The organism is Kushneria sp. EE4, assembly GCF_977968315.1.
In genome coordinates this window covers 1641874-1662163 of sequence record NZ_OZ386212.1, presented here as the reverse complement: position 1 = coordinate 1662163, position 20290 = coordinate 1641874, and the positions used below count along the sequence as shown (strand labels likewise).

Genomic DNA, 20290 nt, shown 5'->3' with positions numbered 1-20290 from the left:
GATTCGACCCGTCGTTAACCCCTGGTCGTGTCCTGCTCGGTCATGATGTGTCCCAGCGACTGCATGAAGCGTTCGCCGCGGTCGAGCTGTTCCAGCGAAATGAATTCATCGGCCCGGTGGGCCTGTTCGATGCTGCCGGGGCCACAGATGACCGCCTGCAGACCGGCGCGCTGAAACTGCCCGGCTTCGGTGGCATAGGCCACGGCCTGTTGTTGCTCGTGTACCCCCAGTCTATTCAGCAGGGCCATGGCCCGGTCGTTGGCGCGATCCTCAAGCCCCGGTACGGTGTCGGTCAGCGTGGTGGTCTCGATGGCAAAGTCGGCGTTGACGGCCTTGAGCGTGGCTTCCAGCTCGTCGCTGTATTCGCGAAAGCGCTCGAAAACGGCCTCGAACCCTTCCTCGGGCAGATGGCGAATCTCCCAGTCGAATTCACAGTGCTGCGCCATGATGTTGATGGCGTTGCCGCCGTGGATGGTCCCGACGTGCAGGCTTGAATGGGGCACGTTGAAAGCGTCATTGAGATGATTTTCTTCGGCCAGCTCGCTCATGATGTCCTCGATGCGACTGACCAGTCGCGCGGCGACGTGAATGGCCGAAATACCCTGATTGACCTGGCTTGAGTGGGCGGGTACGCCATGCACGATCGTTTTGAGCGTGGTAATGCCCTTTTGCAGCGTCACCGGCGCCATCAGAGTGGGTTCTCCGACGATGACGGCGGCGGGCTCGGGGTGGTGCGCCACCAGATGCTCGATCATGCGCGGCGCGCCCAGACAGCCGATCTCCTCATCGTAGGACAGCGCCAGCCAGATCGGACGTTGGAGATCCTGCTTTGACCAGCCCGGCACACCCGACAGGGCGCAGGCCAGAAAACCTTTCATGTCACAGCTGCCCCGGCCGTAAAGCCGGTCGTCCCGCTCGGTCAGGGTAAAGGGGTCGGTCTGCCAGGTCTGGCCTTCAACGGGCACCACATCGGTATGACCGGACAGCACCACGCCACCGGCCACGTCAGGGCCGATACGAGCCAGCAGGTTGAAGCGCTCGCCGTCATCGCTTTCGATGCGCTCATGCGTGATGTCATAAGCGTCAAGAAACCGCTCGACCCACTCGATCAGGGCCAGATTGGACTGTCGGGACAGCACGTCAAAACCGACAAGCGTTGCCAGAATGTCGCGGGCGGTACTCGGGAGGGAAGCAGGTGTTGTCGTCATGGCATTCTCGGCGCCTGGTCAATGAAGAATAACGGCCTGATACAACGCCATTGCTGGCAGGCCCTGACAGTGAGTGTAACGCAGCATTGATGCCATGAAAGTTCGCCTGGTCCGGGGAACTTTCGTCAACTTTGGTGAGTGATTTTTCTGGTATGATCAGCCCCGGCTCAGCCGACGCCGTCTCGCGTGATCCGCAGGCGTTGGCCGGGCGCATCGTGCGATCCGCGATCAGATTGACTTTGTAGATGTCACGCCAACGGTTTTTTCGATAGCGATTTTCCCATGAACAATGCCAATTCAAACGGACCATCGACGTCCGTGACGCGCCCGTTGGGCGCCCGCGATATCAAGACACTGGGGCTTTCCGCGCTGGGTGGGGCGCTTGAGTTCTACGATTTCGTTATCTTTGTTTTCTTTGCCGCCGTGGTCGGCCAGCTGTTTTTCCCGCCGGAAATGCCGGAATGGCTGCGTCTGGTGCAGACCTTTGGCATTTTTGCCGCCGGCTATATTGCTCGCCCCATTGGCGGCATCGTCATGGCGCACTTCGGCGACAAGCTGGGCCGCAAGAAGATGTTCATGCTCTCCATCATGCTCATGGCGCTGCCCACGCTGATCATGGGCCTTTTGCCCACCTACGCCACTATCGGTTATCTGGCCCCGGTTCTGCTGCTGGCCATGCGCATGCTCCAGGGCGCGGCCATCGGCGGCGAAGCGCCGGGCGCGTGGGTGTTTGTGACCGAGCACGTCCCGGCGCGTCATACGGCCTTTGCCACCAGTACCCTGTCAGCGGGTCTGGTCGCCGGTATTTTGCTGGGTTCTCTGATGGCGACCGGGCTGAACTACGTCATGAGCGAAGAGACCCTCTACGGCTGGGGCTGGCGCGTGCCGTTTCTGGTCGGTGGGGTGCTGGGTTTTGTGACGCTCTATCTGCGTCGCTACCTGCATGAAACGCCGGTGTTTACCGAAATGCAGGAGAACAAGTCTCTCTCCGAAGAGCTGCCCATGCGCACCCTGCTGCGCGACTATCTGCCGGGCGTGGCCATCTCCATGATTGCCACCTGGCTTCTGACCGCGGCGGTGGTGGTCACGATTTTGATGACGCCGACGCTTTTACAAAGCTTTGCCGGCATCGATCGTGGTCTGACGCTGCAGGCCAACTGCGTGGCGATCGTGTGTCTGATCATCGGCTGTCTTAGCGCCGGGGCGCTGGCGGATCGCATCGGCGATGGCATTGTTCTGGTGCTCTACTGTGCGGGACTTGGCATCACGTACTTCTATTTCTTCTGGCTGATGCATTTTGATGTCTCGATGCTGTTCCCGCTCTATGCGCTGGTGGGCTTTTTCGGCGGGCTGACCGGTATCGTGCCGGCCATTGCGGTCAAGTCGTTTCCGGCCGCCATTCGCTTCACGGGGCTTTCGTTTTCCTACAACGTGGCGTACGCCATCGCCGGCGGCCTGACGCCGATGATCGTGACCACCTCGATCGAGCGCCTGCCGATGTCGCCGGCCTGGTATGTGGCCGGCGTCATGAGCGTGGGCGTGGTCATGGGCGTTTTGCTGGCCCGGCGCCATTATCACTACCGCGCGCAGCCGGCGCACTGAGACAGGCTTTCCTGTCGCACGCTTATCAGCCAGGCTCATTCGAGCCTGGCTTTTTTATGTCCGTTTGAAGGACACAAGCGTCGGGCCATCATTTCATGGACAGTCATCTCAGGGAGAAGCAGATGGAGATCACGCTCAAGGGCAAGACGGCACTGGTCACCGGCGCCAATCGCGGCATCGGTGCTCACATGGCGGAATCACTTGCCCGTGCCGGTGCCAACGTGGCCTTTCATACGCGCAAGCCTCGTGATGAGGTCAACGAGACCGCCGAGCAGCTGGCAAAGGAGTGTGGGGTCAAAACCGGCGTGGTAGTGGCCGACCTTGGCGACCCGCAGGCGGTGGATGACATGTTTGAACAGTTCGACAGCCAGTTTGAACGCATCGACATCCTGATCAACAATGCCGGCTTTGAAAACGCCCACGCGCTGGAAGACATGCCGCGCGAGGACTGGCAGACGCTGATGAACGTCAACCTCAACGCGCCATTTTACTGCTCGCAGCACGCCGCCCGGCGCATGAAAAAGGCAGGTCAGGGCGGTGTCATCATCAACGTCCAGTCCATCCATGATGAAGTAACCCGCAAGGGTGTGGCGCACTACAGCGTGGCCAAGGCCGGTCTCAAGACGCTGACGCGCGCTGCCGCCGTGGAGTGGGGCGAGTACGGCATTCGCGTGGTGGGCCTTTCCCCCGGCGCCATTCAGACCGATATCAACCAGGAAGACAACGAAGCGCTTGGCATCGACAACATGAACAGCTGGATTCCGCTGGGCTTTATCGGCGAAACGAAGGATGTCGCCGGCGTCACGGTCTTTTTGTGCTCGGAGCAGGCGCGCTATATCACCGGCACCACGCTCTATATCGACGGCGCCTTCATGCACAACGTCATGCGTTATGACATGCGCCCGGACCATGACCTGGGCGTCTAGCCCTGTCGCATCGAGCCGCGGGCGCTTATAACATCGCGCCTACCGCATGAAGGCTTCGCAGTTCCCGGCGGGGCAGGTAGGATAGGCGGCCCCACCGTCTGCTGTGCCGCCGGGAGTGCGATGTTTACCGTTTTGCATGCCAACCACCTCGAGGATCTGCGCGATCTGGCAACGGCCCTGTCGGAACGCGATCCGCTGGCGCCGCTCGAAAGCGAGACCTTTCTGGTCCAGTCCAACGGCATGGCACAGTGGCTGCAGCTGTGCCTGGCACAGCATCATGGCGTGGCGGCCTCGCTGGATTTTCCCCTGCCTTCAAGCTTTGTCTGGCGCGCCTATCGCGCCGTGCTCGGCGATGACATTCCCAAACGCTCGCCCTTTGACAAGGGGCCGATGACCTGGCGGCTGATGCGGCTGCTGCCGCGTCTTTTGCGCCAGAGCGAATTTGCCCCGCTGGCCCACTATCTCGATGACGAAATGCCCGCAGATGGGCAGGCCGAGGGGGCGGCGCCCTGCGGCGAGCGCAAGAGCTATCAGTTGGCCTCAAGGCTGGCGGACCTGTTCGACCAGTATCTGGTCTACCGGCCTGACTGGATGGCGGCCTGGGCGCAGGGTGAGACCGCGCCTTCCGATATCGCCCCGGTGGATCACTGGCAGCCCGTACTGTGGCGCGCGCTGCTGGAAGATGCTTCAGAAGAGGCGCAGCGCCATCACCGCGCGGCGCTGCACGACCGGTTTCTGGTGCAGGCGCGCGCCCTTGAGGGGGTGCCGAAGGGGCTACCGCGGCGGCTTTTTGTCTTTGGTATCTCGGCGCTGCCGTTTCAGCTGCTCGAAGCGCTGCACGCTCTGTCCGGCGTGATGGATGTGGTGCTGATGGTGGCCAATCCGTGTCGCTTTTACTGGGGCGATATCGTGGCCGACCGCGAAGCGCTGCGCGCCCGACTCAAGCGTGACAGCCATCGCCAGCGCCATCAAAACGCGCCCACCCTTGAAGGGCTGGACGTTGAGACGCTGCATCTCAGTGCCAATCCGCTGCTGGCCGGCTGGGGCGCGCAGGGGCGCGATTTTATCGAGGCGCTCTATGACTTCGAGGCCGACAACGCCTTCGACATGGAGCACGACATCTTTCGCGATCCGCAGCAGACGGCGCCGTCGAGTCTTTTGCACCAGCTTCAACAGGAGGTGCTGGATCTGGTCCATCCGGCCCGGCGCGCCGAACAAGAGGGCGGCAAGCGGTTGATCGAACGCGATGATCGCTCGCTTGCCTTTACCCGCGCCCATTCGCCGCTGCGGGAAGTCGAGATCCTGCATGATCAGATGCTGGATGCCTTCGCCCGCGATGCGAGTCTGCGCCCGCGCGACATGGTCGTGCTGGTGCCGGATGTCGAGCGCTACGCCCCGTTGATTGACGCCGTGTTCGGGCAGATCCCGCGGGATGACGCGCGCTACATTCCCTATACGGTGTCTGACCGTATCGCCTCCGGGGCAAGCCCACTGCTGAGTGCGGCGCTGTCGCTTCTGGAGCTGCCCGAGCGGCGCCTGGGCGTCAGCGAGGTGCTCGACTGGCTGGAGGTGCCCGCCTTTCGCCGCCGCTTTGGCATCGAGGAGGACGAGCTCGAAAAACTCTCGCAGTGGCTGGCCGGCAGCGGCGTACGCTGGGGGCTGGACGGGGAACATCGCGATACGCTGGCGCTGCCGGGACTTTCCGAAAACACCTGGCAGTTCGGTCTGGATCGGATGCTGCTGGGTTTTGCTATCGGCGAGGGCAGCTTTGACGGCATCCAGGCCTATGACGAGATCGGCGGGCTGGAAGCGGATCTTGCCGGTCGGCTGGCCGAGCTGATGGCCCGCCTGCGGCACTGGTACCAGACCCTGAAAACGCCCGTGAGCATCGACGACTGGGTGGCGCGGCTGGAGGCGATGGTGGCGGCGCTGTTCGAGCCCGTCGAGCAAAACGATTTCGATATTCTCGAGCGTTTGTCGCGCGCCGCCCGAACGCTGGCGGAGGAGGGCGAATGCGGCGATTTCGATGAGGCGCTGCCGCTGACGGTCTTTCGCGAGGCGCTGACCGACCGGCTGGACGAGGGCGGCCTTGCCCAGCGCTTTCTGGCCGGGCGGGTCAACTTCGCCACGCTGATGCCCATGCGGGCCATCCCGTTTCGCCATACCTGGCTTTTAGGGATGAACGATGGTGACTATCCGCGAGTGCGCCTGCCGCAGGATTTTGACCTGATGGCCACGCGCCATCGCAGCGGCGACCGTTCGCGACGTGACGATGACCGCTATCTGATGCTGGAGGCGATGCTGGCCACTCGCGAGGCGCTGACCGTTTCCTGGGTCGGACGTGATCAGCGCGACAACAGCGAACGTGCGCCCTCGATTCTGGTCAGCGAGCTGCTCGATACCCTGTCGATGGGCTGGCGAGCAAGCGCGGGTGACGATGAGACCGCGCTGCTGACGCGTTTGATCACCACGCATCCGCTGCAGCCTTTCGCGCGAGCCTATTTCTCTCCTCCCGATACCATCGACCCCGACGGGCGCCCGGCACGGCTTTATACCTTTGAACGCAGCTGGGAAAGCGTGCATCACCCCGTACCAGCCACCGCCATTGAACCGCTGGGCGCGGCCGCGCCGCCCGAGGCGGCCGCAGGGCTTGACGATCTGGAGCGGCTTTTGAGACGCCCCTGGTCGATCTGTACGGCCGGGCGTCTGGGCATTCATTTTCATCCTGTCGCCGTGGCAGAAGAGGATGCCGAGCCCTTCGGGCTGGACGGGCTTGAGCGCTTTGGTTTTAAAAAACATCTGCTGGAAGGTGCCCGCCGCGAGCGCGATTTAAGCGAGATGCTGGATGAGTCGCGGCGCAAGGGCATGCTGCCGGCGCTGGGGTTTGGTGAGCGCCTGGCACAGGATCTGATCAAGCCGCTGAGACAACAGCTCAGCCAGTGGCAGGAGCTGACAGACGCTCTGACACCCGTCGAGGCGATGCGTGTCGAGTTGATCGACGAGGCCGGTACGACCGTGCTGGCGGATCGCATCGACGGTCTGTGGCGCAACGAGACAGGCGTGCTCCATCGCTGTGTGCTGGCGCCGGCGCACTTTGGCCACCTGCGTCGCGACCGTGGCGGGCGGCTGACGCATTACGGCAAGCCGCATCGGCTGATGCGGGCCTGGCTTGAGCAGCTCGCCCTGACCGCCATGGGCGAATCGGTCATGGCAACGGTCTTGTTCGAGGATCGACAGCTGGATCTGCCGGTCATCACCGTTGAGGACGCTCGCAACACGCTCTTTTCACTGTGTCAGCAGTGGCGCCGTGCCAGTGATGCGCCGGTGCCCACAACGCTTGAGCTGGCACTGGAGTATTTTGCCGGTTGGCCAAAACGCGCCGATGACGAAAGCGAGGGCGATTACCGAGAAGCGGGGCTTGAACGGGCCCGCGTCTGCCATGAGGAGGCCAGCTTCAACGGGCCGGCGGCGCTGCGCGAGCGTGAACCGATGATGGGGGAGCTCTGGCCGCGTTTTGATGCCCTTCGTGAGGCCGGTTTCGAGCACGCTACCCGAACCCTTTATGAGCCCTTCATGGAAACGCTGGCGGCGCTGGCCGATGGCGGGCGCGGCGCCGCGGGCGAGCAGGGCGCTTAAAGCCCCAGTTGATTGAGCCCCGGATGATCCTGCGGGCGAGGGCCGGGCGTGGGCCAGCGAAAGCGGCGCTCGCCGTCCTCGATAGGGATCTCGTTGATGCTGGCTTCGCGGCGCACCATCAGGCCGTGCTCGTTGAATTCCCACATCTCGTTGCCGTAGGCGCGATACCACTGATCGGAGCGGTCGCGCCACTCATACTGAAAGCGCACGCCGATGGTGTTGTCCGTCCATGCCCAGAGCTCTTTGCACAGCCGATAGTCGTTTTCGCGCTGCCACTTGCGGCGCAGAAACTCGATGATGGCCTCGCGCCCCTGAAAAAACTCGGTGCGATTGCGCCAGCGTGAATCCTCACTGTAGGCCCCAGCGACCCTTTCAGGCTGGCGGGTATTCCAGGCATCCTCGGCGGCGCGCACCTTCTGGCGGGCACTGTCTTTGTCAAACGGCGGAAGCGGCGGGCGGCTTTCCATGCGGCGTCTCCATCACATGAAAGAAAAGGGACGCTCAGGCTAGCATGTTCGCAGGGCCGCCGCATGACGCGGCGATGACATCATGAGGCTGCTATCCTTGTCGATATTCTACTTGTCTCCTCATTGGAGTTTCCCGAATGCGTCATCTCGATCTGCAGGTTATCCAGCAGGCGCGTGAGTGGGCCAGCGCTCATTCCACGATCTGGCTGTGCACCGTTTTAAGCACCTACGGCTCCTCACCTCGCGCGCCCGGCTCGATGCTGGTCGCCATCGGCGATGGCCGGCATGTCGGTTCGCTGTCCGGCGGCTGTGTCGAGGAGGCGTTCATCGAAAGCCTTCAGGACGGCGCCTTTTCAAAACCGGCCGCCGTGGTGCGCTATGGCGAAAATCAGGAAGAGAGCCAGCGTCTTCAGCTCCCCTGCGGTGGCGTGCTGGAAGTGCTCATCGAGCGTCTTGAGGTCAATGATGAGCTCAAGGTGCATCTGGAAGTGCTGGAAGCCACCCTTCTGGGTCGCAAGCGCCTGATTCGCCGGGTCGACCCCGAGACCGGCCGTTATCGCGTCGTCCTCGATGAGTCGCCCAACGGGCCGGTCGTGTCTCGTGATGATCAGGGCCTGGTGCAGATTCGCGTTGGCCCGGCCCTGCGACTGATTCTGGCCGGCATCTCGCCGGTGGCCGGCTTTTGCGCCCAGTTTGCCCGCTCGCTGGGCTATGAGGTCATCATCTGCGACCCGCGCGATGATGTCCGGCGCGATTTCATTGCCGCCGGGCACGGCGAGGGTATCGAGGTACAGGCCGCGCTGCCGGCGCTGTTCATTGCCTCGGGCGCCTGTCACGAGGCCACCGCCGTCGTGGCACTGACCCATGACCCGCGCATCGATGACCCCGCCATGATCGAGGCGGTTAGAACGCCGGCGTTTTATATCGGCGTGATGGGGTCAAAAAGAACCTCGCAAAAGCGCGCCGAGCGGCTCAAGCGCTCCGGCGGGCTGAATGATGACGACATTGCACGCCTGCACATGCCGATCGGCATGGATCTGGGCAGCAAGGCGCCTGCCGAAATTGCGCTGTCCGTGGTGGCCGACATCATGCGCGTGTTCAATGGCAAGGCGGGCAAAACGCATATCGCCGCTGCACCGGTCGCCACCGCGGTTTGATGACCGGCCTTGAAGATGATCACGCTCCAGGGGCGCCCCGGGTACTGGGGCTGATTCTGGCGGCGGGGCACAGCCGCCGGTTTGGCAGCGACAAGCGCCTGGCCGATCTGGCCGGGCAGACCCTGCTGGCTGCAACGGTGGCCAGCCTGCAACCCCACGTGTCTTCCACAACGGTTGTGGTGCGCCACGGCGAGCGCCCCGAATCACTGGGCCTGCCGGCTCAGATCGATGTGGTGCAGGCGCCCGAGGCGCCCATCGGCATGGGGGTCAGTCTGGCGAGTGCCGTCACCGAGCTGCTCGCCTCGGCCGATCCCCGCCATCAGCGCTGTGAGGCGCTGGCCTTGATGCTGGGCGACATGCCCGCGGTCCATTCCGAGACCCTGCATGCGCTGATGGCGCAGGCCCGTTGCGACGTCATAGTGCGCCCGCGTTATCAGGGGGTGCCGGGTCATCCCGTCGTGTTTGGACGAGACTTCTGGCCGGCGCTGGCCGCGCTCGACGGCGATGAAGGTGCCCGAGGGGTGCTCAAGCGTTATCAGCAACACGTCGTGGTGCTGGAGGTGAATGATCCGGGCATCCTTGGCGATGTCGACACCCCCGATGCGCTGTCTTCTTTTAAATAAATCGAGATCCCATGGTCCGAGTTGCGCTCTTTGCCGATGTTCAGAACGTGTATTACACCGCCCGCGAAACCTTTGGCTGCCAGGTCAACTACGCCGCGCTCTGGCGCCACGCCGTGGGCGAGGATACGGTCGTTGCCGCCTATGCCTACGCCATCGAGCGCCACGACCCGCGCCAGCAGCAGTTTCAGCACGCGCTGCGCGATATCGGCTTTGAGGTGCGTCTCAAGCCCTTTATTCAGCGCCGCGATGGCAGCGCCAAGGGCGACTGGGATGTCGGGATCACGCTGGATGTGTTCGAGACGGCCGGCGAGGTGGATCGGGTGGTACTGATCTCGGGAGACGGCGATTTTGCCGAGCTGCTCTCGCGCATCCGACAGCGCTTTGGCGTCCGGGCCGACGTTTACGGCGTTCAGGCGCTGACCGCCCAGGCCCTGCGACAGGCGGCCGACCATTTTGTGCCTATCGAAGGCGGCCTGTTACAAAATACCCGGCGCTGAGCCGGTCGCGCCTGGACACTATTGAACGCTGTAGTGACGCCCCGCCAGACACGCGGCCAGCGCGCGATGATAGGTGCCGGCCTGCAGGCGTGAGGGCGGCTCAAGACTTGCTGCAGGATCAAAGCCGGCCTGATCGATGGCCCAGCGATGACATGCACCGCGGTCCTGCTGCTGCTGGTGCAGGCTTTGGTCGTTGATGGGGTAGGCAATGACATCGAACAGATCGGCCCCGGCCATCTGAACCTCTCGTGGAGTGGGCGTTGGCGTATAGCGGGCGTCGCTGGCGGAGGCTACAAACCAGGTATCGCGGGCAAGGTAGTAGCGCTGATCACCGATCCAGATCGGGCGGGCGTCATCGGGCAGTCCGGCGCGATCGGAAACCGGCGGGACGGCTGCGGCCGTCGTGGCGCACACCAGACCGGACAGCAGCAGGGCGCCGATCGAGCAGTGAGGCAGGGCAAGAGACTTGATCATGAACGGACTCCACGAACGTGACAGACGCCGTACCGGCGGCGTTTTGAGGTCATGCCAGGGTATACGACAGGAGCACGCCGCGCCATGAGCCGTTATCTTTCTACCGAGTGCGTTCGCGCCATGACGCTCTCGGCACAGGGCTTTGGCGCCGACCGCGACGGCTCGCAACCGGACGGTCGAGCGCTGTTGCGCCTCATCCGAAGGCTCGGGCTTTTGCAGATCGACAGCGTCAACGTGCTGTGTCGTGCCCATTACATGCCGCTGTACTCCCGGCTGGGGCCCTACGACCGGCGCCGGCTCGAACGTTTTAACCAGGGGTCGCCGTCACAGCGTCGCCTGTTTGAATACTGGGGGCATGAAGCCTCGCTGATCCCTGTTGAAGACTATCCGCTCTATCGCTTTCGCATGCAGCGTGCCCGTGATGGCGGCGGTGGCCTCTATAAGCGCCTTGAGCGCTTTTCCCGCGAGCAGCCGGCGTTTATCGAGCAGGTGCTGGACGAGATTCGCCACCGTGGCGCGCTGGCGGCGTCCGATCTGACTGGCGGCGGACGCGGGCAGGGCAGCTGGTGGGGCTGGAGTCACGGCAAGTCGGCGCTTGAGTATCTGTTCTGGAGCGGTCAGGTGCTGGTGGCGCACCGGCGCGGTAACTTCGAGCGGGTCTATGATCTGCCCGAGCGGGTGGTCGGGCGCGACGCCGTCGAGGCCCCCGAGCTGTCACCGCCACAGGCGCAGCGCGCGCTGATCTCTCGTGCGACACAGGCCATGGGGGTGGCGAGTGCGCGCGACATTCAGCGCTACTTTCGCCTTGATGCTCGCGAGACGCGGGCACGGATCGAAGCGCTGGTGGATGCCGGTGAACTGGTGCCTGTCACGGTGGAGGGCTGGTCGATACCGGCCTGGCAGCATGCAAAAGCACGTGTCAGCCGCCGGGCGAGCGAGGCGAGTGCGCTGCTGTCGCCCTTTGATCCGCTGATGTGGGACCGCGAACGGGCCGCCCGGGTGTTTGATTTTCGCTACCGCATCGAAATCTATACGCCGGCGCATCTGCGCCAGTATGGCTATTACGTGCTGCCTTTCATGCTGGCAGGGCGGATGGCAGCTCGCGTCGATCTCAAGGCCGAACGCGCCGCGGGCGTGCTGCAGGTGATTGCCGCCCACCCCGAAGCGAATGTCGCAATAGAGACCCTGGCACCGGCGCTTTATGAAGAGCTTGTACGGCTGGCCCGCTTTCTGGGGCTTGCCCGGGTGCAGATCAAGGGCAGCGACCCGCTTGATCGAGCGCTTGAATCGATGGGTGTCGATGCCTGACGGCGTCGAACGTCGAACTGTTACAAGGGCGGCGTCAGGCGTATGGTAAATGTCATACAACTTCACGCCGTTATCACAGCCGACCCAAGCCATGTCTTCTGATCGCTTTGCTGAAGCAGCCCCTGCAGGCACCAATCTTCGTATTATCGCCATCGTCAGCTCCACCTTTGTCAGCATGCTGTGTATCGGCATGACGCTGACGGTGCTGCCGCCCTGGATGCACGGCTCGCTGGGCTTTGATGCCGTCACGGTCGGGGCGGTCATCAGCCTTCAGTTCGTGGCGACCCTGCTGTCGCGCCCCTTTTCCAGCCAGATGGCCGACCGGCTCGGCGCCAAGCGCGTGGTGCTTTTGGGCATGAGCGGCTGCGCGCTCAACGGCGCATTGATTCTTCTGGCGGCGCTGAGCGTTCAGTGGCCGCTTGTGAGCCTGGCATTGCTGGTTCTGAGCCGACTGATGCTGGGGGTTTCGCAGGGCATGATCGGCACCGGGTCGCTGAGCTGGGGGATCGGGCTGGTGGGGCCGGCCCTGATGAGCAAGGTCATCTCCTGGAACGGCATTGCAGGCTTTGGGGCGCTGGCCATCGGTGCGCCGCTGGGGGCTGTGCTGGCGCAGAACCTCGGGGTGGCAAGCGTGGGGCTTTTCATCGTGCTGATCGGGACGCTGGCGCTGGCGCTTGCCTGGCGCCGGCCGGCGTCACCGATCGTCAGCGGCAAGCGGGTGCCGTTTGCCCGCGTCTTTCGAGTGATGGCGCCCTACGGCGGGGCACTGGCGCTGAGCTCGGTCGGCTACGGCGTGATTGCCACGTTCATCACGCTGTATTACGCCGAGCAGCAGTGGTCACACGCCGCCTGGGGGCTGAGTGCTTTCGGGGCGGCTTTCATTACGGCGCGCGTGCTGTTTGCCGATACCATCAACCGCTTTGGCGGCTATCGCGTCACGCTGGTGTGCTTTGCCGTCGAAATGCTCGGGCTTGTGGCCCTGTGGCAGGCCGCTCATCCGGGCATCGCGCTACTGGGCGCGGTGCTGGCAGGGCTTGGCGTGTCGCTGATCTACCCGGCGCTGGGTGTGGTAGCGGTGGCCAAGATTGCCTCCACCAGTCGCAGCGCGGCGCTGGGCGCCTATTCGGTTTTTCTGGATGCCGCGGTCGGCCTGACCGGACCGCTGGCGGGCTTTATCGCCGGCCGGGCCGGCTACTCAAGCATTTTCCTGTTTGCGGCGCTGTGTAGTCTGGCAGGCTTGGGGCTTTGTGCCATGCTTTACACCATCTCCATCCGGCGTCGGGCCCGTGCCGAGCGTCAGGCCCGGATGGAAGATGACAGGGCGCAGGCCTCACCGACAGAGACACGCTCTCAGGTCTGAGCCTGTCGGGCGCGCGCCAGGTCTTCCAGCGTGTGAAGCGACAGCTGCTGCTCGAGATCGAAATACTCTCCCCACTGCTCATCGACGTGGTATGGCTCAAAGCGCTCAAAGCCACTGCCCGGGGTAAAGGTCATTTCACCGAAATAGACCCGGCCCTGAATGCTGTAGAGATCCACCCGCACGTAGGCAAATCCTTTTGAAAGCGTTCTGGCGCAGTCGAGCAGGGTCTCAAGGGTATCGGGCCTTGCCGGCCGGCGTGACGCATCGCTGTTGGCGTATTTGACCTGCAGCGGCAGCCACTGCCAGTCGGTAGTGAAGTAGTCCCGGCAGTGGCCGTTGAAGCGGTCGCTGTCGACCTGAATGACGCAGTGCGAGCCCTCGGCGCCGTTGAAGCAGTGAAACTTGTAATCGGCCGGGATATTGCCGTTGTCATCAAGCATCAGCCGTTCAACGACCAGCTGCGGCGCAATGTGACGGTACTGGGTCTCGCGCGACCCCATATAAAAGTTTCGGCTGAGCCAGTCATCGGTCTGACGTTTGAGCTCGTCAAAGGAAAGGCTGCTTTTGTCGGTGACAATGCGGTTCATGGCGCTGCCATGATTGGCCTTGATGACAAACTGGCCGGGCAGAATGTTGAACATCTCGCGCGTCAGCACCGGGCCGGAGGCGAGCATCGGAATCAGGTGCTGCTGGCCCAGCGTATCGGCCACGAAATCGCGCACTGCCAGCTTGTCGGCCAGCTCGCGAAACACCGGGCGGTCGGCGTTGAGCTTGAAACAGGTCAGTTTCTCGCTCCAGGTGCGCGGTGTCTCGAGAGAGGGGGCCCGGCCAAAGCGTTTTTCGAACTGGCGAAGGGCTTCGCATCGATCAGAGCGCTTGACGCGTCGAAGGCCTTCAGAGCATCGCTGGCGCAGTCGCAGCAGGGACAGGGGCTGAGGGAAAAGGGCGTTATCGGCCATGGACACCTTCCATGAAACACGGACTAAAAAAGTGTCGCGACGATAGCAGTATTGATGCACTTGTTGATTAAGTAATTGTTAAAGGCTATTAATTAATGTCTACGCCGGGTATTTTTTGACAACGGATACTGTCGTATCAAATATTTCTTGTGGCAGGCAGGGATGCAGGCAGGTCCTGCCCGATTCTGGAGCGGAGACGATCATGAGTGACAACAACGCGCAGGGCCCCCGCGAGATCGATGAAGAGACGATCGCGCTGGCCACCGAAATCTTTAACATGGCGCGCGTGGGCGATGCCGAGAAATTCAGGGAGTGGCTGGGACATGGTCTGCCGCCCAATATGTGCAACCAGAAAGGCGACAGCCTGTTGATGCTTGCGAGCTATCACGGCCAGTTCGAAACGGTCAAGGTACTGCTTGAGCATGGCGCCGACCCTGAAATGCGCAACGACAACGGCCAGAACCCGCTGTCCGGCGCGGCCTTCAAGGGTGATATGCCCATGGTTGAACTGCTGCTGGAGCACGGCGCCGAGATTGACGGCTGCGCGCCGGACGGCAAAACGGCGCTCATGTTTGCGGCCATGTTTGATCACGTTGACATCACGCGATACCTGCTGGAAAAGGGCGCTGATCCGTCGCGACGTGAAAGCCGCGGCATGACCGCCGGCGAGCTGGCTCAGGCGATGGGGGCCGAGCATACTCCGGCACTTCTGGGCCAGACCGGCTCGGATTGAGCCTTCCGCCCACCCCTGCCTGTAAAGTCTTACGGCAGACGCGTACAATCTCCCGCCAGACTTCATCATTCACGCCCGAGCCGGTTTTCCGGCTCGGGCGCTTTCTCGGAACGCTCTCTTGCTCTCTACTGCCAATATCACCATGCAGTTTGGCCCGAAGCCGCTGTTTGAAAACGTCTCGGTCAAGTTCGGCAACGGCCATCGCTACGGTCTGATCGGCGCCAACGGCTGCGGTAAATCCACCTTCATGAAAATCCTGGGCGGCGATCTGGAGCCCTCCGGCGGGCAGGTCATGAAGGATGCCACCACACGGCTGGGCAAGCTGCGCCAGGATCAGTTCGCCTTTGAAAACGAGCGGGTGATCGACACCGTCATCATGGGGCATGAAGAGCTCTGGCACGTGGCCGCCGAGCGTGAGCGCATCTATGGTCAGGCCGAAATGTCCGAAGAGGACGGCATGAAGGTCGCCGATCTCGAAGTGCGCTATGCCGAGCTGGATGGCTACACCGCCGAGGCGCGTGCCGGCGAGCTGCTGCAGGGGCTGGGCATCGGTGATGAGCAGCACCAGGATCTGATGAGCACGGTAGCGCCGGGCTGGAAACTGCGCGTGCTGCTGGCGCAGGCACTGTTTGCCGACCCGGATGTGCTGCTGCTCGATGAGCCGACCAACCATCTGGACATCAATACCATCCGCTGGCTGGAAGACATTCTCAAGGCGCGTCGTGCCACGATGATCATCATCTCGCACGACCGTCACTTCCTGAACAGCGTCTGCACCCACATGGCCGATCTGGACTACGGCGAGCTGCGCCTGTTCCCGGGCAACTACGACGAGTACATGATCGCTGCCACCCAGGCGCGTGAGCGTCTGCATTCCGACAACGCCAAGAAAAAGGCCGAGATCGCCGAGCTTCAGCAGTTTGTCAGCCGCTTTTCGGCCAACGCCTCCAAGGCCAAGCAGGCGACATCGCGCCAGCGCAAGATCGACAAGATCCAGCTTGAAGAGGTCAAGCCCTCTTCACGCGTTAGCCCTTTCATTCGCTTTGAGCAGAACAAAAAGATCCATCGCCAGGCGCTGACGGTGGAAAACATCAGCAAGGCCTGGGGTGATAATCAGCTGTTCAAGCGGTTCGGGCTGCAGGTCGAAGCCGGCGAGCGCGTGGCCATCATCGGCCCCAACGGGATCGGCAAGACCACGCTGCTCAACTGCCTGACCGGCGACATGACAGTCGACAGCGGTGAAGTGAAGTGGACCGATGCCGCTGAAGTCGGCTATTTCGCCCAGGACCACGCCGCCGATTTTGAAAGCGGCGACACGCTTTTTGACTGGATGGGGCAGTGGACCACCCAGGGCGAGCAACAGGTGCGCTCGGCGCTGGGGCGGATGCTCTTTTCCAACGACGATATCGGCAAGTCGGTGCGGGTCATCTCCGGCGGTGAGCAGGGTCGCATGCTCTTTGGCAAGCTGGCGCTGCAAAAGCCCAACGTGCTGGTGATGGATGAGCCCACCAACCACCTGGACATGGAATCGATCGAGGCGCTTAACCTGGCGCTCGACAACTATCCCGGCACACTGATCTTTGTCAGCCACGACCGCGAGTTTGTCAGTTCACTCGCCACGCGCATCATCGAGATGAAGGATGACGGCATCGTGGACTTCAGCGGCAGCTACGAGGACTACCTGCGCAGTCAGGGCATCTACGGCTGATGCTGGTGTGATCGTTGAAAAAAGCCCCGCCATTGGCGGGGCTTTTTTCATGCTGGCCAGAGCGCGGTTACGGCTCGAGCGGCTTGTCCCAGCCTTCAAGTACGGCATCACTCCAGCTGCCGTAGGTGGCATTGGGCAGCATGATCCAGTCGTTGCCAAAGCGCTCGGCGTAAACCAGGACACACTATTTTGAACGTGCAAGCAATAAAGAAGCTGATGATATGGAGTGGTCCTGCCGGATAGCAGGATTTTTTGTGCCGTTGTGGCTCTTTGTTGCTATCACATTCCGATGCCATTTGATGATCCCGGGTTACGCACTGTGCGCTGTCGGATAACCGAAAAGGCAGGATTTCATAACCGGTGTTAGCGCATCGTGTGGTCTGAAAATAATGTCCGGGCGGGGCACCCTTAAAACTGTAATGCCACGTAATCCAAACGCCCTGAGTGAGGCCCTGCGTTCCCCTGCACGCGCCTTATGGCGGGAACCATCAAGCGCTGAATGAATCCCAGAATCTGTCATGCCAACAGGGAGGGTTCACCATGAGCAAGCACGGCAGCGAGCAGTTCGAGAAGTTCAAAAGCGGTCTCAAGACACAGGTTGCGGTGGCCACCAACAGCGACCGATTGTATGAAGACGCTGAAAAACAGCGGCTGATGGTACGTCTGATGGAAACAAAGGGACTGACGCAGGAAGAGGCCGAAAAGCAGGCCGAGCAACAGCTTCGCAACGAGTAGCGACACATCGAATGTCGGCCTGACCGTCATGATTCGGTCAGGCCCGGTCTGATATCACTCGTGCCGTCGGGGCCTTCGTTTACCCGGCGGCCCGGATCAGCGCCCCGACCAGTGCCCGGATCTGACCCAGATAGCTGCCGCTTGACGGCGGCATGGGGTCCGAGGTCAAAACCATGGTCATTTCAAGTCCTGGCACCACAAACAGGACCTGCCCGCCGTAGCCCCAGCCGTAGTACACCGGTTCATTTTCGATCTCGCCGCGAAACCAGCCGTAGCCGTAATCGCTACCGTTATAAAACGAGTGCGTGCGCGGCTGCCAAGAGGTAGCAATCCAGTCACTGGAGAGCACCTGCCGGCCGTTGTAGCGCCCGTTCAGGCGATACATTTCGCCAAACACCATGAGCGCCTGCGGCGTCAGACCCATTTCGTTGCCGCCGAAATAGATGCCCTGCGGGTCGCGCGTCCAGGGCGGTATGCTGATGCCCAGCGGGGTCCCCAGCCAGTCGCGCATCAGCGCAAGCGTTGAGCGGCCGGTGGTATGGGTCAGCGCCGCCGAGAGCAGGTGCGTATTGCCGGTGGAGTAGAGCATTCGCCCGCCCGGCGTAGCCACAAAGGGGCGTGAAAGGGCGTTGCGCACCCAGTCGCGACTGGCCACCCAGGCGCCGTAGTGCTGTCCGGAGGTGCGCTCAAGGCCTGCCTGCATCGACAGCAGCTGCCCCACGGTAATGTCGCGTATGCGCGGGTCGGCGTCTGCGGGAATCTGATCCGGCGAAAGCAGCTCAACGATCGGCTGATCGACGCTTTCGATGACGCCGCGCTCGATGGCTGCGCCCACCAGCGCCGATATCAGCGTCTTGGACAGCGACTTGATGTTGGCTGTCCGGTCGGTGCGGTGGCCGCGATAGCCGCGGTCGATGACGGTGTTGCCATCGATGGCGACCATCAGGGTATGAGTACGGGGCAGGGTACCGGCGCGCTCTGCCACTTGATTCAGTGCAGAGGCGTCCGGGGTGGCAGGGGCGGCCATTGAGGGCATCGACAGCAGCCAGAAGACACTGGCCATCATCAGGGCATAACACACGTGTCCGGGCTGTCGCATGCAGGCCACTCCCTTGAAAAAACGTCAGTAGATGCTTCGAAGTGTGGCGTATATCCCGAACGTTTGCTTATCCCTGATGGCGGCAGGCCCAGCTGAGCCCGGCCCCAGCCCCGTGATAAATCATTCGCCGCAGGCGGCGTCGAGCGGGCATGCTGAACCGCACAGTGATGCCCCTTCATCCACTTGCGGAGACTGACATGACGCGACCCAACGTATTGATCCTGATGGCCGATCAGGTCAACGGTACGCTGTTCGAGGATGGCCCGGCCGACTTTCTGCACACGCCACATCTGAAGGCGCTGGCCCGGCGCAGCGTACGGTTCAACAACGCCTACACCCCAAGCTATCTCTGCGCGCCGGGACGGGCGGCCTTCATGTCGGGGCAGCTGCCTTCCCGCAACGGTGTCTACGACAACGCTGCCGAATTTCCCTCTAGCGTGCCGACCTGGGCGCATCATCTGCGCCGCGCCGGCTATCAAACCTGTCTGTCCGGCAAGATGCATTTCGTGGGGCCCGATCAGCTGCACGGCTTTGAGCGCCGGCTGACCACGGATGTCTATCCGCCCGATTTCGGCTGGACGCCGGACTATCGCCGGCCCGGGGAGCGCATTGACTGGTGGTATCACAATCTGGGCTCGGTGACCGGGGCGGGCGTGGCTGAAATCTCCAACCAGATGGAGTATGACGACGAGGTCGCCTTTCACGCCGAGCAAAAACTCCTTGATCTCGCGCGCGGTCACGATGAGCGGCCCTGGGCGCTGTGTGTGAGCTTTACCCATCCGCACGACCCCTACGTGGCACGGCGCAAATTCTGGGATCTCTATAACGACTGCGACCACCTTGAGCCGACGCTTGCCGAGGTGCCCTATAGTGAGCAGGACCCGCACTCACAGCGTCTGTATGAGGCCAACGACTACACAAGATTTGATATCCGACCGGACAACGTACGCCGGGCACGGCAGGGCTATTTTGCCAACCTGTCGTATGTCGATGACAAAATCGGCGGCATTCTGGATGTGCTCAGGCGCACCCGGATGGATGACAACACCATCGTGATGTTTGTCTCCGACCACGGCGACATGCTCGGCGAGCGCGGGCTGTGGTTCAAGATGAGCCCCTTTGAAGGTTCCTCGCGGGTGCCGCTGATGATCAGCGCGCCGGGCATCGAGCCCCGGTCGGTGACCACGCCGGTCTCGGCGATCGACATCAATCCAACGCTGGCCGATCTGGTCGGCATCGATTTGAGTGCCATCGCTGACTGGACCGATGGCGAGTCGCTGATGCCGTTGATGACCGGCGGCACGCGTGACACCCCGGTCTATATGGAATACGCCGCCGAAGGCACGATTGCGCCGCTGGTGACCATTCGCGATGGGCAGTGGAAGTTCAACCACTGCGAGGTCGACCCGCCCCAGCTGTTCAATCTGGAAGACGATCCGGACGAGCAGCGCAACCTGGCCGAAGACCCGGAGTATGCGACAGTGCTTGAGGATTTTACCCGCCGGATGCGCTCGCGCTGGGACATGGCGCGCTTTGACGCCGACGTGCGCGAAAGCCAGGCGCGTCGTCTGATCGTTTATGAAGCCCTGCGCAACGGGCATTACTTCCCCTGGGATCACCAGCCGCTACAGGTGGCCTCCGAGCGTTATATGCGCAACCACATGGATCTCAATATTCTGGAGGAGGCCCAGCGCTTCCCGCGCGGGGAGTAGAGGGGGGGCGGACTGTCCGCCCTGGCCCGTTCGAGCCCCTCTCATGAAAGCGTCGAATGGGGTATCAGGAGCTTTCATGGCAGCGT

17 protein-coding genes are annotated in these 20290 nt (G+C 62.4%); 12 read left to right on the top strand and 5 right to left on the bottom strand.

What is annotated here, in order from left to right; genetic code table 11:
- Positions 1-14 precede the first annotated feature (14 nt).
- Positions 15-1208: an acetylornithine deacetylase gene (gene argE, locus ACXMYO_RS07645; RefSeq protein ID WP_457808307.1), complete on the bottom strand. Its 1194-nt coding sequence runs from the start codon at positions 1206-1208 to the stop codon at positions 15-17.
- A 318-nt stretch (positions 1209-1526) separates the two neighbouring features.
- Between argE and ACXMYO_RS07640 the strand changes: the two genes are divergently transcribed.
- The 3 genes from ACXMYO_RS07640 (at position 1527) to recC (ending at position 7372) form a co-directional block, all read left to right on the top strand.
- Complete coding sequence (locus tag ACXMYO_RS07640) at positions 1527-2810, top strand: MFS transporter (RefSeq protein ID WP_457808306.1); 1284 nt, start codon at positions 1527-1529, stop codon at positions 2808-2810.
- 95 nt (positions 2811-2905) lie between these two features.
- On the top strand, positions 2906-3736 hold the full coding sequence (locus ACXMYO_RS07635) for an SDR family NAD(P)-dependent oxidoreductase (RefSeq protein ID WP_457808305.1): 831 nt from the start codon (positions 2906-2908) through the stop codon (positions 3734-3736).
- 120 nt (positions 3737-3856) lie between these two features.
- On the top strand, positions 3857-7372 hold the full coding sequence (gene recC / locus ACXMYO_RS07630; protein ID WP_457808304.1) for an exodeoxyribonuclease V subunit gamma: 3516 nt from the start codon (positions 3857-3859) through the stop codon (positions 7370-7372).
- Here the strand turns inward: recC and ACXMYO_RS07625 are convergent.
- The gene (locus ACXMYO_RS07625) at positions 7369-7839 is read right to left on the bottom strand and encodes a nuclear transport factor 2 family protein (RefSeq protein ID WP_457808303.1); all 471 of its coding nucleotides are present in this window, start codon (positions 7837-7839) and stop codon (positions 7369-7371) included. The genes recC and ACXMYO_RS07625 overlap by 4 nt on opposite strands.
- A 137-nt stretch (positions 7840-7976) precedes the next feature.
- Between ACXMYO_RS07625 and ACXMYO_RS07620 the strand changes: the two genes are divergently transcribed.
- The 3 genes from ACXMYO_RS07620 to ACXMYO_RS07610 are packed head-to-tail and all read left to right on the top strand — an operon-like array spanning position 7977 to position 10116.
- Entirely contained in the window at positions 7977-8996 is a 1020-nt protein-coding gene (locus ACXMYO_RS07620; protein WP_457808302.1) for an XdhC family protein, read from the top strand.
- Complete coding sequence (locus ACXMYO_RS07615) at positions 8996-9619, top strand: nucleotidyltransferase family protein (RefSeq protein ID WP_457808301.1); 624 nt, start codon at positions 8996-8998, stop codon at positions 9617-9619. Before ACXMYO_RS07620 ends, ACXMYO_RS07615 begins: the two co-directional genes overlap by 1 nt.
- 11 nt (positions 9620-9630) lie before the next feature.
- A complete protein-coding gene (locus ACXMYO_RS07610; protein ID WP_457808300.1) occupies positions 9631-10116 on the top strand; it encodes a LabA-like NYN domain-containing protein in 486 nt (161 codons plus the stop codon).
- 18 nt (positions 10117-10134) lie between these two features.
- On the opposite strand, the gene ACXMYO_RS07605 is transcribed toward ACXMYO_RS07610, so the two are convergent.
- Positions 10135-10590 carry a hypothetical protein gene (locus ACXMYO_RS07605; protein ID WP_457808299.1) on the bottom strand — a complete coding sequence of 152 codons (456 nt, stop codon included), beginning with the start codon at positions 10588-10590 and terminating at the stop codon, positions 10135-10137.
- 84 nt (positions 10591-10674) lie between these two features.
- On the opposite strand from ACXMYO_RS07605, the gene ACXMYO_RS07600 reads away from it, so the two are divergent.
- On the top strand, positions 10675-11898 hold the full coding sequence (locus tag ACXMYO_RS07600; protein ID WP_457808298.1) for a winged helix-turn-helix domain-containing protein: 1224 nt from the start codon (positions 10675-10677) through the stop codon (positions 11896-11898).
- Between the two features lie 91 nt (positions 11899-11989).
- The gene (locus tag ACXMYO_RS07595) at positions 11990-13258 is read left to right on the top strand and encodes an MFS transporter (RefSeq protein WP_438768007.1); all 1269 of its coding nucleotides are present in this window, start codon (positions 11990-11992) and stop codon (positions 13256-13258) included.
- Here ACXMYO_RS07595 and ACXMYO_RS07590 read toward each other — a convergent pair.
- A complete protein-coding gene (locus tag ACXMYO_RS07590; protein WP_438768006.1) occupies positions 13249-14217 on the bottom strand; it encodes an ATP-grasp fold amidoligase family protein in 969 nt (322 codons plus the stop codon). The genes ACXMYO_RS07595 and ACXMYO_RS07590 overlap by 10 nt on opposite strands.
- A gap of 202 nt (positions 14218-14419) precedes the next feature.
- On the opposite strand from ACXMYO_RS07590, the gene ACXMYO_RS07585 reads away from it, so the two are divergent.
- From ACXMYO_RS07585 to ACXMYO_RS07575, 3 genes are all read left to right on the top strand, one after another.
- Positions 14420-14950: an ankyrin repeat domain-containing protein gene (locus tag ACXMYO_RS07585; RefSeq protein WP_438768005.1), complete on the top strand. Its 531-nt coding sequence runs from the start codon at positions 14420-14422 to the stop codon at positions 14948-14950.
- A 118-nt stretch (positions 14951-15068) separates the two neighbouring features.
- On the top strand, positions 15069-16658 hold the full coding sequence (locus ACXMYO_RS07580) for an ABC-F family ATPase (protein ID WP_438768004.1): 1590 nt from the start codon (positions 15069-15071) through the stop codon (positions 16656-16658).
- A 540-nt stretch (positions 16659-17198) separates the two neighbouring features.
- On the top strand, positions 17199-17393 hold the full coding sequence (locus ACXMYO_RS07575) for a hypothetical protein (RefSeq protein ID WP_438768003.1): 195 nt from the start codon (positions 17199-17201) through the stop codon (positions 17391-17393).
- A gap of 79 nt (positions 17394-17472) precedes the next feature.
- On the opposite strand, the gene ACXMYO_RS07570 is transcribed toward ACXMYO_RS07575, so the two are convergent.
- Entirely contained in the window at positions 17473-18492 is a 1020-nt protein-coding gene (locus ACXMYO_RS07570) for a serine hydrolase domain-containing protein (protein WP_457808297.1), read from the bottom strand.
- Positions 18493-18689: 197 nt separating this feature from the next.
- Here ACXMYO_RS07570 and betC point away from each other — a divergent pair, with 197 nt between their 5' ends.
- On the top strand, positions 18690-20204 hold the full coding sequence (gene betC / locus ACXMYO_RS07565) for a choline-sulfatase (RefSeq protein ID WP_457808296.1): 1515 nt from the start codon (positions 18690-18692) through the stop codon (positions 20202-20204).
- The last annotated feature ends 86 nt before the right edge of the window (positions 20205-20290 follow it).